A 17036-nucleotide genomic window follows, 5' to 3' on the forward strand; every position below is an offset into this window, starting at 1 on the left:
ACACCTAGTATTAGTCTCAATCGGAATTACTGTAAGAATTTGATAAATATTGTAACGTAGGACGATGAGTCCGTAAATTTCGGAAACTACTTAGAAGTTCAAGATTCTTCAGTGTTTGTACGTATTCGGAGCGTAGTCCCCCGGGTTTTTCGTAATACCCGAATTGTCGGGGGGTTGGCGTTTTCATTCACTCTTAAATGCGACCGTCTTATATAGTATAATTTTCTAAATCCTAAATGTTCCGTTGATCGGAGCAGTCGTAAGCGGTATTCGTTCGGAACCAATTTTCTAGTTTTCGAGATTGTGGTTCGATGCCGTTTTAGCACAAATTATGACATTTGTCGTATCTGTGTGCATCACACAAAATATAACGATAGATTACCATGAATTTTGAAACGAATCCCGTTTTAAAGGCGGGGCTCCGATTCTGTTTTTATGTAGTTATTGAGTAAAGACGTTCGGGTTTTACAAGATTCAAAACGAATATACAATCGGAATCCAGAGTGAATTCCGTATAACCAATGCGAAAGCGATCGCAGCGAAAATCCTGCAATGCAACATGATTTTAAGAATTAGTATTTTAGAATATACCAATCATACAACATGTTGCTTTGCAGATTGTAGCCAAGAGCGCGGTCCAGCCCCAAAAACCCGAGCGGCGCCGCTCTATGGATCGCAGCGCCGGGGCTGGATTCGCCCAAACTTTCAACCGTCGAATTTTGGTCGGCTCCAAGCCGAATCTCTTCCAACGTAATCTTTCTTTTAAACTTCTTAGACTTTGGGAATAAAACCGTGTTTGGTATAGAATTCGTTTAACAACGTTTCCAATTCTTCGGGTCGATCGTGGTGCATGTTGTGTCCCGCGTTTTCCATTTCTATATATTCCAAATGTTTAAAATGAGATAAAATCTCTTCCCGATTTTCCGGTATCAAATGCGTTTCTTTTCCGTAGATGACGAGTGTGGGAGATGAAATACATTCCCAGAGATGACGGGTTAAATACGGAGAAAAAACGAAAGGAAAACCTCTCTTATACAACGGATCGTTTTTCCATTGATAACCGGAATCCGTTTTTTTGGAAAGATAACTCGCTAAATCCCGAACCTTTTCCAAATCCAATCGAGGATAAACCGGTTTGAGTCGAAGTGTAAGTTCGTCGATACTCGAAAAACTTTTGTTCTTTTTTTCCTTGGTTCCGACCTCGTTGTTCTCCAACGTATCCAGCCAAACCTTAAGACGTTTTCTTTCGAACTCGGGGGATTGGATCGACATGAATCCTTCCAGACAAACAAGGCTCTGAATTCTTTCCGGATAAATTCCAGCAAAACGAGCGCCGATTCCTCCTCCCATCGAATGTCCGAGAATATGAAATTTTTCGGGAAGAAATTTGGAGACAAACGTTTTCACGTCCACAAGAGTTTGGATGAAATGATAATTTCCTTCTCGGAGCCAATCCGAATCTCCGTGACCTCTATAATCAAATCGATATATATCGAAATGTTCGGATAAGAACGGGAACTGATAGAGAAACGTATCCGATGCGTCTTGAAATCCGTGAAAGAGAAGAATCGAATGTTCCATTCCGTTTTTATGAATCTTGTAAGAAAGATTGTACCCGCCGGATTGAAAAAAACCGCTTTCAATTTCGCTCATGTCAGCCCCTAAATATTTCCCGCCAATCTTTCGGAAGACGAGGAATACAGAAAGCGGAAACTTTTTCGGGATGAACTTCGTCCCCGTCGTCGTAGAGGTTCAAAATATTATCCAAGGCCGAAAGCATGTCTAACGTTTCTCGTCTGCCTACCTCGCTTAAGGCGGCCGAATGTAACACGATTTCGAACTTTTCTTTTGCCTTTTCCGCCTGCATTCTGGATCCCCGCGCGTTGGGTTTGACAAATATCTTATGAAGAGAAACCGAAAGTTGTATGACTCCCTGTAAAAAAGTTTTTCTCGGTCCGAAGTCCTTCTTCCACTGAAATTCCAGAACCTCGTGAGCCTCGAAATACTTTCCTTCGCGAAAAAGTCGCTCCGCGTTCGTATAAGCGAAGTCGATCGTCCGTTCGGGATCGTTCGTCTCTGTGATATGTTCGAAAAGGGCCACGATTTCCGGATCAAACTTCAAAACGTTTCCAATCCTGATTTTGAATTTGAGTCAAAGGCGCCGCAAAGGAAAGGATCGCGTCTCGCACGTATTCTTCCCTCCGCATTCCGAGTAAAACCACTCCCTGTCCCAAAGAAGAATGTAGTAAGTGAAGTGCGATCCCGGAAAGATTCCAATCCTTGTATCCGGGATAATACTTTAGAATTTTCTCATAGAGTTCGCTTCGGTCTCGAATGTTTTTTTGAAACACGTATCGTTCCAAAATCGAAAGGGCTTTGTTTAAGAATTCGATATATTCCGATTGTTTTTCCACGCCGCCCACTTTTTCGACCTGCGAGATAAGCTGTTGCAGGATCGGAACCGCCGTTCTTTCCAAAAAAAAATTCAGGTGATCCTGGTTTTGAAACGAATCCAAATACGGTTCAGTGACCGTTCGAAAAGTATGTTTGGTTGAATTCAGAGAAAGAATCGTAAGCAAACGTTCCTCCCTTTCATAAATCGTATTCAATTCTTCCTTGAGAAGTTTGATTACTTCCTCGTTTTGTTTGGAAGGATCGTAGGAAAGCCTCCGGATGTTTCCTGTGTTTGAAATCGCGTTCAACGGTCGATTGACCAAAGGTAAAAGTTCGTTTTCATGGACGAGTTCCACGAGCGTCTTTCCTTGAAACCTAGGTTCCAAAAATCCTCTTTCCAAAAGGTTGGCGGGAAACTGAACCGCAGCAAAACCGGATTCTTCCAATCCGAGTTCGTTTTGAATTTCTTTTGCGATTTGTAGTATTTTGATAAGCGAAGTCGCCGTATATTTTTCGGGGTTCTCGGGAAAGGTGTTGGATGAAATTCCGTAGTAGAGAATCTTTTTCTCTTTTCGTTTTTGTTCTAAAAATCGAAACGCGTTCTTAATTCTTTCGTAATATTGTTCGGTTGCTTTTTCTTGGGGAACGTTATGTTTCTCTCGATCCATTAAAAAGTATTCGGGATTGTGAAGTAAAAACAAGTCCACGGTTTCCAAACCCAATCGTTTGAGAGAACGTTCCAATTGATCTTCCAAAAATTCCGGATGAATGCAGTGATAACATCCTTCGGAATAATACGTGATCTCCGGAAACTCTTTGTTTATTTTTTCGAGTTCGGAAACGATCTGAAGATTTCTTCCTTGTATATATCCGGCCTTTGTGACGATGAACACGTCTTCTCGTTTCAAGGTTCCGGTTTCTATTTTCTCTCGGAGAACCTTTCCGACCAAACTTTCGCTTTCTCCGTTTCCATAATTGGAAGAAGTATCGACTACGTTGAATCCCTGTGCAAACGAAAGTTCCAACGCCTTTTTGTGTTCGATAGATTCGAGTCCGACTCGATAACATCCGAACGCGATTCGAGAAAGGGTTCTTCCTCGAAATTCAAAATAAGGATTCAAAGATTCGTCTTTGTCCGGATATTTTTGGGAAAGGGAAGAACGTTCTGAAAATTCTTTCGTTGCTTCCGAGTCGGAAGCGCCTTTCCGTTTGTTTTTTTGATAGAGCGCTTGGAACGGATCGAATGGAATCATTGTTTTTATCCTTGGTCTTACACAAACGTTTCGTAACGCGACGCACAAAATTCTCGAACGGAATGATTTCCGAGAATCCAATTTCCAATTGAGAAAGAATCTACTCGTCTTTATAAAATCGAGTACCGTTAATTTTTATCGCAAAATACTGTTTCCATACAAAATATTAGGTACTGAATTATATTCTTATGAGTCGTCACTTTCGATCCGGTATCAATTTTTTCCGTTGAAAATAAAAATGCTTTTCGTCGTAGCTCGCTTTTTTACTCTCATTTTAGAAAGTTAGGTTTTTTTAAGCCCATCTTTTTTTGTTCATTCAAAATTTTCGATGAATTCTTTCCACCAAACAAACAGGAGAAAATGGTATGGATTTTAAGGCTGGATATCTCCGGTCATCCATCGGGAGAAAAACTCTCGTGGCGGCGACCGGACTTGTTTATTTCGGCTTTGTGGTTGTTCATATGTTGGGAAATCTTCAGATCTTCCTAGGACAAGAAAAAATCAACGCATACGGCCAATCGCTTAGGGATATTGAACCCCTTCTCTGGGTAGCCAGAATCATTCTGATCGTTAGCTTTATCATTCACGTTTACTACGCGATAAAACTTTCCATCGAAAACAAACAGGCCCGTCCGGTTCCCTACGCAAAGAATCACACGGTTCAAGCGAGTCTTGCTTCCAGAACCATGGCTCTCACGGGACTTTTAATTTTTTCCTTTATCGTCTATCACCTTCTCCACTTTACGTTAGGCGTCACCAATCCGGATCAGTTTGCAATGACGGATTCCAAAGGAAGACACGACGTCTTTATGATGGTGGTTCTCGGTTTTCAAAATCCGATCGTCGCGGGCTCTTACATCTTCGCGATGTTCTTACTCGCTTCTCATATCAGTCACGGCGTCGCCAGCGTATTTCAGACATTGGGACTCTCTACTCCTTTCTTAAGCGGGAAGATCAAAGCAGGAGCGATTCTGTTTGCTCTGTTCATTTTCGTTGGAAACACTTCTATCCCGCTTTCGATTTGGCTGGGATACGTTCATCCGTAATTCTTTGGAGAAACTTTCATGAGTTTAGATTCTAAAATTCCAGACGGACCGATTGAGAAAAAATGGTCCAATCACAAGGCCGATATCAAACTAGTCAATCCGGCCAATAAAAGAAAATTCAATATCATCGTAGTGGGTTCCGGTCTCGCAGGCGCGTCCGCGTCCGCGACTCTCGCAGAACTCGGCTACAACGTAAAAACATTCTGCTTTCAAGACAGCCCTCGTCGTGCGCACAGTATCGCCGCACAAGGCGGTATCAACGCGGCTAAGAATTATCAAAACGACGGGGACTCCGTTCACAGATTGTTCTATGACACAGTGAAAGGCGGAGACTTCCGTGCAAGAGAGGCTAACGTGCATCGTCTTGCGGAAGTTTCGGCAAACATCATCGATCAGTGTGTCGCGCAAGGTGTTCCTTTTGCGAGAGAATACGGCGGTCATCTTTCCAACCGTTCTTTCGGTGGAGCGCAGGTTTCCAGAACCTTCTACGCAAAAGGTCAAACCGGACAACAGCTTTTGTTAGGAGCCTACTCCGCACTTTCTCGTCAGATCGGACTCGGAGCCGTGAAGATGTATCCGAGAACCGAGATGGTCGAACTCATCGTAGTCGACGGTCACGCCAAAGGAATCGTGGTTCGTGATCTTGTAACGGGAAAACTTTCCACGCACATGGCGGACGCGGTCGTGTTGGGAACGGGCGGATACGGAAACGTATTCTTCCTTTCTACAAACGCAAAAGGTTGTAACGTAACCGCAACTTGGAAGGCTCACAAAAAAGGCGCCTTCTTCGCAAACCCTTGTTATACGCAAATTCACCCGACCTGTATTCCGGTTTCCGGAGATCACCAATCCAAACTGACTCTGATGTCCGAGTCTCTCAGAAACGACGGAAGAATCTGGGTTCCCAAAAACAAAGGTGATAAACGAAATGCTGCGGATATCCCCGAAGGAGAAAGAGATTATTATTTAGAAAGAAAGTATCCGAGTTACGGAAACCTTTCTCCAAGAGACATCGCATCCCGCGCGGCCAAAGAAGCCTGCGACGCCGGACTCGGTGTGGGAGAATCCGGACAAGGTGTTTATCTGGATTTCGCGGATGCAATTCGTAGATTAGGAGAACCTAAAATTCGAGATCGTTACGAAAACCTTTTCCAGATGTATGAGCAGATCACTGGCGAGAATCCATACAAACAACCGATGAGAATTTATCCCGCGGTTCACTACACAATGGGCGGACTCTGGGTGGATTACAATTTGATGAGTAACCTTCCGGGACTTTTTGTAGTCGGAGAAGCGAACTTCTCCGATCACGGAGCCAACCGACTCGGAGCTTCGGCGCTCATGCAAGGACTCGCGGATGGATATTTCATTCTTCCTTACACAATCGGAAACTATCTCGCGGGAGCGGGATTCAATTCTCATCCGAAAGAAGATCATCCAGAAGCCAAAAAAGCTTTGAACGACGCCGAAGAAACCACGAAAAAATTTCTTTCCATCCAAGGAAAAAGAACCGTGGATTCTTTTCATAGACAACTCGGAAAACTGATGTGGGACAAATGCGGAATGGCGCGTAACGATAAAGGTTTGAAAGAAGCGTTAGCCGAAATTCCGAAGATCCGAGAAGAATTCTGGCAGAACGTAAACGTTCCCGGAAGCGGAGCCGAACTCAATCAATCCCTTGAAAAAGCGGGAAGAGTCGCCGACTTCTTGGAATTCGGAGAACTCCTCTGCCTCGACGCACTGACTCGGGAAGAATCCTGCGGAGGCCACTTCCGAGAAGAATACCAAGAAGAAGGAGAGGCAAAACGGAACGACGATAAGTTCTGCCACGCAACCGCTTGGGAATTCAACGGAGTCGGCAAAAAACCAACCGAACACAGGGAAAAACTGGAGTTCGAAAACGTTCACCTCGCTACAAGGAGTTATAAATAATGGATCTGAAACTCAAAGTCTGGAGACAAAAGAGCGGAGAAAAGAAAGGAAAGATCGTAGACTACGACGCAAAAGATATTTCCCCGAACATGTCTTTCTTGGAGATGTTGGACGTAGTCAACGAAGAACTGATCACAAAAGGAGAAGACCCGATCGCGTTCGAACACGACTGTCGGGAAGGAATCTGCGGTTCCTGCAACCTGATGATCAACGGGCAAGCGCACGGACCTCATCAGGGAGTCACTTCCTGTCAGTTGCACATGCGTTCCTTCCAAGACGGTGATACCGTTTACGTGGAACCTTGGAGAGCCAAGGCTTTTCCTGTGATCAAGGATCTTGTCGTGGACAGAAGCGCGTTTGATAGAATCATCCAATCCGGCGGTTTTATCAGCGTAAACACGGGTGGAGCGCCCGACGCAAACGCAAACCCAATTCCTAAAGTAGACGCGGACATCGCGATGGACGCGGCGACTTGTATCGGATGTGGGGCTTGTGTTGCTTCTTGTAAGAATGCAAGCGCGATGCTTTTCGTTTCCGCGAAGATCACGCACCTAGGTCTTTTACCACAGGGAAAAGTGGAACAAAAAGAACGCGTGAAAAAGATGATCCACGCGATGGACGAAGAAGGTTTCGGAAACTGCACCAACCAATACGAGTGCGAAGCCGTTTGTCCCAAGTCCATCAAGAGAGATTTTATCCGGACGTTAAACCGAGATTATATTCTTTCTTAAAATTTTTTAGTTTCTCTTTCCTTTTCGAAAAAAGAGAAAACGTTTTTAAAAAGCCGTCTTTCAACAAGGCGGCTTTTTTTGATAGAAGAACTTAGAAGACCGCACGTTTACACTTGGTTCAACAAAATGTCTCTGAAAAATTTTGGTTGTAACGAACTTCAAGTCGGAATATGAAATGAGTATTTTCTTACACCTCACTTCCCTGAAAAACAAAAATCCGATCCTTCGTTCGGGTATCAAAACTTCTCCGATTCATTATGAGAAGATTCCTATGGGAATTTTTTGTATGCCCGTGATTCCGGATTTTTCGATCACACATCAATGGTTGAGAGAAATCAAAAGATTTTCAAACGGCCCTATAATCGGAATCTATTTTAGAATTCCGGATTCGGAACCGCTATGGTCCGGGAGATACGATTCGGAACTGACAACTTCTTCCGCAATCGAGTCGATTCAAACGCTCAGGACAATCGAGGATCCTTTCGGTTTTCAGGTAATTTTACCGCGAAAAGTAACAAAAAAAGAAATCGTAAAAATCAAAGGACTTCCACAAACGATCGGATGGCGTTATTTTCCGGAAGCGCGCACAAAACCGAGATGCCTTTGCCCCGCTTGTTTACCGAAAGGTTGGCCTTTTCAAAATCGACTGCGGGAAAATAAATATTATTCTTTGATTTCTCAATTCAATCAGACCCGCACTATCGAAGAGAAACTTTCGATTCTCGCTTCGATCGATGACATACTTTCCTTCAGTCCGAAAATCAACGACTATGAGCCTTTGACTCGATTTTTAAAAACCGATTCCAAAGAGATCCAAGAAAAAGTTCTAAAAATTTTTTCCAGATTTAAGTCCGAGGAACTTTCTAAAATTCTCTCCGGTTATTTACATTCAAAAGAAGGTCTGGAAGAAATCGCAGCGGAAAGCCTTCTTATCATGAAACGCGAAGGAGCAAGGCCGTATTTAATCGGACTCGAAAGTGATCTCAAAATTCAAAGACTAATCTCCGATTATTTGGATTGAGAATTCATCGCAAAAATTTGTTTTTTGAATTCCAATTCCATTCTTACAAATTCAGAAAACAAGTCCGTCGATTTTAAAAATCAAAATGTTATATTCAACTTTTTAGTTGAAACATATTCAAAGTTGTTCACCGATTTCGTATTGGAACGGGAGGAATTCGAAACGATCCTTCGTCCCTATATTCAATAAATCGAATGTCCAAACGCATTGACCGAAACGATTACAATCGGCAGTTTCGAAGATCTTATGAGACGCATGCCGGCCGGCAAAAATTTATTACTCATAACTATATAATAAAATACCTAATATTTTGTATAGAAACCGTATTTTGCGATAAAATAAGCGGCCCTCAATTTTATAGGAATCAGTAAAGAGTCAAATTTTTCGAATCACGAACATCATAGAAAAAAAGGAAACCGCAATCGTAGAAGCGGACTGGAACTCCGTCGTAAAATCCGAAAAAAACATTTCCATTTTTTATCACATAAGGTTCTGTCCCAAAACCGGGATAGAACCTTGCCGCTTGATCTTTCCGATAAAGTATAATAGAGTTTTGGGACGCGCTGTAAGAAAATTATTGCCCAATCGATTTCAGGAAACGTTTTTCGATAACGGCAAAGAATCCAGAAAATTCCAGAGTCCGCCTTGATGCAGATAGAGAGTCTTCCCTTTCCATTCTCCGCTTGCCATTTTTTGTTCGATTGTATAAAGCGTTCTTCCCGAGTAGATCGGTTCGATCGGGATCTTGTGCCGCAAATAAAAAGAATTACAATATTCTAAAATATTTAAATTCGTAGACCCGAAACCGCCGACAAACTCGGATTCAAAAACAGCCGAGTCTTCGATTGAAAACGTTTCGAAACCCAGACAGTTTTGTTTTTCTTTCAGCCAATCAATCATTTTCTTTTTAGGAAGACCGACACAAACGCCTACGACATCCATCCGATTCTGAAAAAAAAGTTTTGCAGACAACCAAGTAAGTCCCGACCCGATATCCAAAACGAGGCGATCGTATTTTTCCGTCGGAATTTGTTTCCAAAGAGAATCCAAACCGTTCAGCGCCGTTCGGCTCAGTCCGTATTCCGGAATCAAACTTACGTCTGCATTCGTATTTTTTAAATCGTCGATTGGAACGATATACGCGCAAACTTCGCGTTCATTCGCAATTTCCGATTCGGCGTTGAGGAATTCTTGCGAACTCACGCCTCCTGATTTAGCGTTGCTGGATATCCGTCCTACTGCATTCTTCCATTCCGATCTGGAATTATATACTTGGATGAAATGTGAATTCCTTTTTACAAAAATAGAATTCGCTCCGCTTCGATTCGGATCTCTTGTGTAACAGATTGTATGAACGTGATACCCGAAATTACGAAATAGAAACGCAAAGGCGGCGAGCGCATTGCCGTGCAACTCCCCTTGCAAAATCACGCTTCGGACATTCTTTTTTTCTAATGCGGAATGTATTCCCGAAAATTTTCGGAACTTGGTTCCCATTCCGAATGCAAGACGATCGTCCCGAAGAATCGAAAGCTCCGTTTGAAAATTGGAAACGATCGGTTGAATCAAAGTTCGATCGAGATCGGATAGAAGTTGTGCTTTAAAATCGTTCAATGGAAAAAAAGACATTACCAAAAGTCAATGTTCTCCGGCCTTTTTTAGCTACGCCTGATCGATTTTGTAGCAGAGGATTTTTTTTTAGAATAAATTTTAGAATGAAAACTCTAAAATCAATTTTTAAGACAACGAAATCAAAAATCTTAAAACAACTCAATAAATCATTGTTATGAAAATCACGCGAAAGCAGAAACGATTTTGGCAGATTACACCAAAACAATTATCTGCTACAATCACCGCAAACCACCTTAGAAACGATCCCGAACCTTCTCCAAAAAACGGAGAAAAGACAACGCCTGCGCGTCCTAAAACTCAATTGCTCGTTTTTAAAACGGCCAAGAACGCTTCCTGAGGAATTTCCACGTTTCCAATCTGTTTCATTCGCTTTTTCCCTTCTTTTTGTTTCTCCAAGAGTTTTTTCTTACGGGTGATGTCCCCGCCGTAACATTTCGCCGTCACGTTTTTACGAAGCGCGGAAATACTTTCTCTCGCGAGAATTTTTCCTCCGACGGCGGCTTGGATCGGAATCATAAACTGATGTCTGGGAATCAGATCTTTTAGTTTTTCGATGATCTCACGTCCTCTTTGTTCCGCCTTCGTCCTATGAACGATCATGGAAAGAGCGTCCACGGGTTCTCCGTTTACGAGGATATCCATTTTCACGAGTTGAGAAACCTTATAACCCGAAGGCTCGTAATCCAGAGAAGCGTAACCTCTCGTAAAAGACTTGAGTTTATCATAAAATTCGAATATAAGCTCCGCAAGAGGAAGTTCGTAAGTCAATTGAACCTTATCCTGAGTGAGATACACGGTATCCAACCCGATCCCGCGTTTATCCATCGCGAGGGCCATGATATTACCCACGTATTCGTTCGGAGTGATCACGGTCGCTTTGACGTAAGGTTCTTCCGTGGATTCGATCGTAATGGGTTCCGGAAAACGGGAAGGATTGTCGATTTCCTCCACTTCCCCGTTCTTACTGCGAATGATGTATTTTACCGAAGGCGCCGTCGTGATCAGATCCAGATTGAATTCTCGTTCCAATCTTTCCTGAACGATCTCCATGTGAAGCAGTCCGAGATAACCCACGCGAAAACCGAAACCGAGTGCGATCGAACTTTCTTTTTCAAACACAAGAGCGGCGTCGTTCAGTTTCAATTTTTCGATCGCGTCCACGAGCTCGTCGAACTGCTCTCCGTTGATCGGATAGAGTCCGGAGAAAACCATCGGCTTTGCTTCTTTGTAACCGGGAATGGATTCCTTTGTAGGATTGGAAAATAAAGTGATCGTGTCTCCCGTCTTTGCGTCGGAAACTTTTTTGATCCCTGCGATGAGATACCCGACTTCTCCGGCTCCGAGACCATCGGTCGGGGTCAGTGTGATTCGGTTGATTCCGACTTCGTTTACGGTAAAATCCTTTCCCGTACTCATGATGAGAAAACGATCTCCCTTTTTGATTCTTCCGTCAAAAACTCGGATCTTAATGACAACACCCATATACGGATCGAAATAAGAATCATAGATCAAGGCTTTGAGAGGTCCGTTCGGATCTCCTTTCGGCGGAGAAATTTGTTTTGTGATCTGTTCGAGAACTTCCTTTACGTTCAGTCCGGTTTTTGCGGAAATCGCAACGGCCTTATCCGCGTCCAAACCTAAACTTTCTTCGATTTGAATTTTCGTTTTTTCAACGTCCGCAGCCGGAAGATCGATCTTGTTCATGACCGGAAGAATTTCCAAGTCCTGTTCCATCGCGAGATACAGATTCGCCAGGGTCTGAGCTTCCACTCCTTGACTTGCGTCCACAATCAAAAGGACACCCTCGCAGGCTTTGAGAGATCGGGAAACTTCGTATGTAAAATCCACGTGGCCGGGAGTGTCGAGCAGGTTCATCGTGTATGTATGGCCGTCGTCTGCGAGATAATCAAAGGTGGCGTTGTTGGCCTTGATTGTGATTCCCCTTTCTCTTTCGATATCCATAGAATCCAGGATCTGATCCTTTTTGGTTCGGTCGTTCGTAACGTGACCGATTTCCAAAAGTCTGTCTGCCAAAGTGGATTTTCCGTGGTCGATATGGGCGATGATGGAAAAGTTACGGATATATTGCTGCTTATCACTCATGAGGGTTACACTTAGATGATTTTCGCCGCGGGCCTAGTCTGGAAAGCAAAATACTTTTCGCCGTTTCTTGGATGAAAGCTTGGATTTTTCCCCATGCCGTCAATTTAAGCGCAGAATTTCCGGCGCCCTACAAGTGAAGAAGTGTGCGACAAGTTCATGCCAATCGCTCTTACCGATCCTTATAAAATAGAGTACCGTCAACTTGAGCACAAATCCCGCGTTTAGACACAATATTTTGGACATTCTATTTCATCCGGATCGGTGGGTGAAAGTAGCGAGCGTAAAATTTTCAAAAATGGAGGAGTTACGAATGAAGGTAAAAAAGTCCGGTGTTTTTAGCGTTTCCATTTTCGTAAGGAACCGGTATCGTAAAAATGTAACTATCTTTTGGAAGCCTCTATCATGGTTTACGTTGGCGTAAGAGATCTTAAAGCAAAGCTAAGTGAATATTTAGATAAAGCCAAACGTGGAAGTGAAGTGGTAGTGACAGAACAACCGATTGCAAGGCTAATCAGAGAGCCGATCCAGTAAAAATCTACAATTGAAAAAATGTATCTTCTTGTTGAAAAAGGATTCATACAACTTCCAATTAAAGACAAATCGGCTAAATCAGGAATCCCTTTAAAATCGAACTCGAAAGTTTCCGCATCCGATCTCCTATTACGGGATAGATAATGTTTTTCTATATTAGAGTTGTTGAAAAATTCAATGGTCGCAATTAACAAAACTGCTTCAATCTTCCGTTTCAATGAAACAGAAACAACTGGAGAATTAATTTTTCAACGACTCTATTGACTCTAACCTACTTGCCAAAAAAGACGGTTTAAACATAGAAACATACAATTGGAAATAACTTTCGCGAACGTCCTCGTTCCTTCGCGCACAAGCGGCCTGGCTCGCCACTTCGAGAAGTGCGCTTCGTTATCCGAAACGGCAATAAATTAGTCGTAGTTTTAATTAGAACCTGTCCCCAAAACTCAAAACAATCGCAGAGATTTGCGGACATTCCGATAAAATCGGACGGATTTGGGACAAACTCTTAATCTCTAAAAGAGTTCTTTAAAATAAGCACATATCTTGATATGGATATATTAAAGATTACGAATACTACCGGCGCGAGTTTTTTAGACGCAGCAATCAGATCTTTAAAAACAACTCCGCCGGATTTAAGAAAATGGAGGAAGGCTCCACTCCCAAAAGCAACCAGGCGGTAAAACCCAAAACGAGAGCGGAAACCGCGGGAATCAAAAGATTATCGTCCACGATCCCGTTCCAGTACGTCCCGCAATAAAGTTCCGTAACCGCGGAAATCAAAATCGCAGGAGTTAAGAAAATTAGATTATTATAAAATACAAAATCCTCTGTTTTCAAAAAATTTCCCTTACCGGAAGTTTCGAAAAGATACATAAAAACAAAACCAACGATCGTGCTGGCGACGATGAAAGCGACGATCCCTTCCACGGACTTGCCGTTGGAAAATCGGCGCCTACCGTAAAACGTACCGACCCAGGCGGCGGTCGGATCTCCGATGACTAAAAAAAGCATGGAAAGAATGGAAATTTCCGGAGGAAACAAAAACACTACGAACGTGCAGGAAATAAAATAAGGAACGGTTCCGTTCAATCTCGTTTTTTCCTCTTCCTTCATCAAAATTCCTAGGATCGATAAAAAGAATTTTTGAAAACCCGAAAACCGAAAACGAAGATATTCGAATAATAAAATCATTCCGAGACAACACACCAAAGAGGCGGAAACAACCGCGCGGGTCGCATTCAAAAGTCCGAATGCTCCTTGAAAAACGTCCAAGTAGTAACAGACAGGAACCGTCAATCCGAGAAGATGCCAGAATTTACGCGCGTAGTTGAAACTTGTCACTTATATCCTACCTATTTTTCATCGTCATTTTCAGCGCGGATTCCTCGTCCGGTGCGATTAAAAAAAGTCCGTAGAGAGCCGCCATCTTGATCGCATTCCGAACCGATTCGGTCGGATGAATCAAAACCAATTTGTTGCGAGAAGTAAAACTCAATTGATTCATTTCTTTCAAAGATTGAATTCCGCGGGAAGAAATCAAACTGACTTCTTCCAGATCCAAAATCACGGGACCGGAACGGATCGAAACCGAAAGCTGATCCTTGAATTTTTTTTCCGTAAATGAGTTGATGGAACCCTGAAGTTTCATAATCTGAACGTTGTCGATTTTTTCCATAGAAATGATGATTTCGTTCAGAATCATAATGCTCGGAAAGACAATCTATAAGCGTTTCTTCCTAAGACAAATGGTTTTTCTATTCTTATCCGTTCTATTTTTGATTTTAAGGTCCTATTCCTTTTTATCACCGGGCGCAGTCGTCTTAAGTCTTGCCGTAATCTTCTATCGTAAAAAAGAGATCTCAAACAAAGTCGACCGTTTTGTACTTCCGCTTTCGGTTTTAACCTTGATTTTTCTTGCAATCGGCGGTTTGGACGGTTCCACACCCGGCGATCTTCTCGATCTATTGTGCATTCACTGCTGCGGAATTCTCTTCTTAAAAAGAGATAAAGATGATTTTCAAAAAACGGAGTTCGTCTCGGAAACCGAATTTTTAAAGGATAAAACTCAGCTCCCCAAAGGGTTGTTCATCTTATTTTTTTTGATCGCAGGATTTAAGATGGTTCCGTGGGATTTCCATTTCTGGAATAAAATCGGCTTTCTCTATGTGATCAAGTCCGGAATTCTGACCTGTATTTTAGGATTTTTGCATTTGTGTACCCAAAAGAACAATCTCAAAACTTTCTTCTTCGTTTTTCTCGTTCTTTGTGTCTTGTTCGTAGAACCTTCTCAAGGAGTTCTGAATTTTTCGTATTTCCATTTATTTTCATTCTTGCAAACGGACATAGAATCCAAAAAGATCAACGTTGGGATTAAAGTATGAAGGTAAAGGTAGCGCATCTTTTTCGAAAGATTGAAGAAGTGGACCGAGACATACTCGAATTGGGAAAAATTCAGGAACGGATTTCCTCGGACCGGGACTATTCGGAAATTCTAAAAGATTCCATCCGAAAGGAAATGACGAATTTAGAATCCGGAAAGGCCGAAATTCTCTCTTTAAAAATCAAAGAAGAACCCGGTAAAATCGGGCTCGTAAAAAACTCCGGAAAATCTTCCCCCGTCGAGATGAAAAACTTATACAGTTCCCGAGAAAAAAACCTAACTCGGGAAATCTCCGTGGAAATCCCGGATCCCAAACCGCAAACAACTCGAAAGACAATTCACAAATACTAAGACTTAAAAGTAAAAGACACAATTTCATGAAACAAAAAACTCTATCTCTAACCATTCTTTCCCTACTCGTAACCTTTGCCTTAAACTGCAGCAGGGACTCGGACGTACTCGCTTCCTTTAAATCCGGAACCGTAACACGCGAAGAACTGAGAGCGTATTACAAACTCCGCGGCATAGAACCCGATCCAAACAGCGCCTCGATCGCGACTCAAGCGAAGATCGTGGAAGAAATCGGAATTCAAAAAATCGCCGAAGCCAAGAATAACGACTCAAACGTAGTCACGAAAGACGAATACGCGAGAATTATGGGTTTTGTCGAACCTCAGGTCCTATTCAACGATTATCGAAAACAATTCTCCGAAAAACTACTCTCTTCGGGAATGCTTCAGTTCGCATTCGGAAGAATTCTCTTTGTAAAAGCGGGAACCGACGCGACGACAAAGGCCAATTCCCTACTCCAACAAATTCAAACAATCAAATCCGATAAAGAAATCGCGGAGTTCATCTCTAAGAACACGGACGAGGCGCAAAGAAAAGCGATCGGAGGAAAACTAGAACCGCATTGTATCAATTGTGGAGACGATCCGTTTACCGCGATTCTTAAAGAAGCCTCCGATAAAAAAGGGGAATTCATTCTTAAGGAAGCACAAGGAAATTATTATATTCTTAAAGTGGAAAGGATCGAAAAGATTTATCCTAAGAAGATCGATAAATTTTTTCAAAACGAATTGGATAAACTGAAGAACCTCGCCGTGAAAAACGTTTCCAAAGAAGGAATTACGGAAGAGGAAAAAAACGCGGCGAAATTTTATTCCGACTTGGTCGTAAACGAAAGAGCGAATCAAACCGCAGAACACTACGGAAATCGTTTTTTAAAAGAGGCGTGGAAGAAGGAAATGGACGGACTCAGAGTAAAAAGCGGTTTAAAAATCGTAGACCTGACTCCCGACTTTATCAAAGGACTAAAATCCGATACGATTCTTTTCGAAGATCGAAGCGGCGCGAAGTTCTCCTTTAAGGATCTTCTTGTGGAATTCAATAAAATCGCTCCGATCCTTCAAAAACGCAAAACGTCTCCGGAAGAGGAAAAAAACGATCAACTTTCGTTTTACACTCAAATCTATCTTCCGATCCGAATCTCCTCGGAATCCAAAGAAGTTCAATCTCTCAAAGACACAAAAGAATTTAAGAAAACGCTCCCGTTGCTCGGAAGGTCCGTTCTTTTTATGCTGATCCGCAATCGTTCCATCGATTCGGACGTGAATATTTCCGAAAAGGAAATCAGAGACACTTATGAAGCCGGAAAACTCTACGCGTATTCCAAACCCTCTTCCGCAAATCCGAACGAAAGAGTTCCGGAAGATTTCGGTAAAGTAAGGGATAGAATCAAACAAGAGTTAGTCGAAGCCAAAAAGCAGTCCATCTTTCAAGACTACTTGGCGAAATTGAAATCCGAAAACGAATTCAAGATCGCCTCCGAAAGTTTAAAACCCGGACAAATCTAAGATTATAAAAAGCCTCGGTTTTCAAGCCGGGGCTTTTTGAGTTATACATCAAAACGAGGTCGATACAACCGTGTTCGGCGCTCCGGCGGCCGCGCAGTCATCAGTCCACGATACTTTGAGACATTCCTCATATACTTTCTTTACAAAACAAACA

General features: G+C 42.6%; 16 protein-coding genes. 8 read left to right on the plus strand and 8 right to left on the minus strand.

Annotated elements, in window-relative coordinates; all coding sequences use genetic code 11:
• Positions 1–572 precede the first annotated feature (572 nt).
• Genes LEP1GSC060_RS19830 through LEP1GSC060_RS00015 form a run of 4 tightly spaced genes read right to left on the minus strand, consistent with a single transcriptional unit; the run spans position 573 to position 3647 of the window.
• Entirely contained in the window at positions 573–749 is a 177-nt protein-coding gene (locus LEP1GSC060_RS19830) for a hypothetical protein (RefSeq protein WP_155119593.1), read from the minus strand.
• A gap of 22 nt (positions 750–771) precedes the next feature.
• A complete protein-coding gene (locus tag LEP1GSC060_RS00005) occupies positions 772–1653 on the minus strand; it encodes an alpha/beta fold hydrolase (RefSeq protein ID WP_002992663.1) in 882 nt (293 codons plus the stop codon).
• 1 nt (position 1654) lies between these two features.
• Positions 1655–2122 (minus strand): DUF309 domain-containing protein, encoded by a 468-nt coding sequence (locus LEP1GSC060_RS00010; protein WP_002992667.1) that lies wholly within the window; start codon positions 2120–2122, stop codon positions 1655–1657.
• Entirely contained in the window at positions 2112–3647 is a 1536-nt protein-coding gene (locus LEP1GSC060_RS00015; RefSeq protein WP_002992656.1) for an aldo/keto reductase, read from the minus strand. Before LEP1GSC060_RS00015 ends, LEP1GSC060_RS00010 begins: the two co-directional genes overlap by 11 nt.
• 365 nt (positions 3648–4012) lie before the next feature.
• Here LEP1GSC060_RS00015 and LEP1GSC060_RS00020 point away from each other — a divergent pair, with 365 nt between their 5' ends.
• The 4 genes from LEP1GSC060_RS00020 to LEP1GSC060_RS00035 all read left to right on the plus strand — a co-directional run bounded on the left by LEP1GSC060_RS00020 (position 4013) and on the right by LEP1GSC060_RS00035 (position 8377).
• Positions 4013–4693 (plus strand): succinate dehydrogenase cytochrome B subunit, b558 family, encoded by a 681-nt coding sequence (locus tag LEP1GSC060_RS00020; RefSeq protein WP_002992687.1) that lies wholly within the window; start codon positions 4013–4015, stop codon positions 4691–4693.
• Between the two features lie 18 nt (positions 4694–4711).
• A complete protein-coding gene (locus LEP1GSC060_RS00025) occupies positions 4712–6625 on the plus strand; it encodes a fumarate reductase/succinate dehydrogenase flavoprotein subunit (RefSeq protein WP_002992684.1) in 1914 nt (637 codons plus the stop codon).
• A complete protein-coding gene (locus LEP1GSC060_RS00030; protein ID WP_002992645.1) occupies positions 6625–7356 on the plus strand; it encodes a succinate dehydrogenase/fumarate reductase iron-sulfur subunit in 732 nt (243 codons plus the stop codon). The genes LEP1GSC060_RS00025 and LEP1GSC060_RS00030 overlap by 1 nt, the downstream gene beginning before the upstream one ends.
• Positions 7357–7531: 175 nt before the next feature.
• Positions 7532–8377, plus strand: a complete 846-nt coding sequence (locus tag LEP1GSC060_RS00035) for a hypothetical protein (protein ID WP_002992626.1) — start codon at positions 7532–7534, stop codon at positions 8375–8377.
• Positions 8378–8968: 591 nt separating this feature from the next.
• Here the strand turns inward: LEP1GSC060_RS00035 and LEP1GSC060_RS00040 are convergent.
• Positions 8969–9991: a PALP domain-containing protein gene (locus tag LEP1GSC060_RS00040; RefSeq protein ID WP_036094833.1), complete on the minus strand. Its 1023-nt coding sequence runs from the start codon at positions 9989–9991 to the stop codon at positions 8969–8971.
• A gap of 315 nt (positions 9992–10306) precedes the next feature.
• The gene (lepA, locus tag LEP1GSC060_RS00045) at positions 10307–12112 is read right to left on the minus strand and encodes a translation elongation factor 4 (protein WP_036094825.1); all 1806 of its coding nucleotides are present in this window, start codon (positions 12110–12112) and stop codon (positions 10307–10309) included.
• A gap of 402 nt (positions 12113–12514) precedes the next feature.
• Here lepA and LEP1GSC060_RS20890 point away from each other — a divergent pair, with 402 nt between their 5' ends.
• The gene (locus LEP1GSC060_RS20890; protein WP_080634473.1) at positions 12515–12643 is read left to right on the plus strand and encodes a type II toxin-antitoxin system Phd/YefM family antitoxin; all 129 of its coding nucleotides are present in this window, start codon (positions 12515–12517) and stop codon (positions 12641–12643) included.
• 606 nt (positions 12644–13249) lie between these two features.
• On the opposite strand, the gene LEP1GSC060_RS00050 is transcribed toward LEP1GSC060_RS20890, so the two are convergent.
• A complete protein-coding gene (locus tag LEP1GSC060_RS00050; RefSeq protein WP_002992693.1) occupies positions 13250–13987 on the minus strand; it encodes a diacylglycerol/polyprenol kinase family protein in 738 nt (245 codons plus the stop codon).
• A gap of 7 nt (positions 13988–13994) precedes the next feature.
• Positions 13995–14348 carry an STAS domain-containing protein gene (locus LEP1GSC060_RS00055; RefSeq protein WP_002992632.1) on the minus strand — a complete coding sequence of 118 codons (354 nt, stop codon included), beginning with the start codon at positions 14346–14348 and terminating at the stop codon, positions 13995–13997.
• 43 nt (positions 14349–14391) lie between these two features.
• On the opposite strand from LEP1GSC060_RS00055, the gene LEP1GSC060_RS00060 reads away from it, so the two are divergent.
• From LEP1GSC060_RS00060 to LEP1GSC060_RS00070, 3 genes are read left to right on the plus strand one after another with little or no spacing between them, the layout of a single operon-like run.
• Positions 14392–15027, plus strand: coding sequence for a hypothetical protein (locus LEP1GSC060_RS00060; RefSeq protein WP_002992689.1), 636 nt, complete (start codon positions 14392–14394; stop codon positions 15025–15027).
• Positions 15024–15377 carry a hypothetical protein gene (locus tag LEP1GSC060_RS00065; RefSeq protein ID WP_002992677.1) on the plus strand — a complete coding sequence of 118 codons (354 nt, stop codon included), beginning with the start codon at positions 15024–15026 and terminating at the stop codon, positions 15375–15377. Before LEP1GSC060_RS00060 ends, LEP1GSC060_RS00065 begins: the two co-directional genes overlap by 4 nt.
• A 26-nt stretch (positions 15378–15403) precedes the next feature.
• Positions 15404–16882 (plus strand): LIC12015 family putative lipoprotein, encoded by a 1479-nt coding sequence (locus LEP1GSC060_RS00070; protein WP_002992630.1) that lies wholly within the window; start codon positions 15404–15406, stop codon positions 16880–16882.
• Positions 16883–17036 lie beyond the last annotated feature (154 nt).

It is taken from the genome of Leptospira weilii serovar Ranarum str. ICFT (assembly GCF_000332415.1).
GTDB classification, from domain to species: Bacteria; Spirochaetota; Leptospiria; order Leptospirales; family Leptospiraceae; genus Leptospira; species Leptospira weilii_A.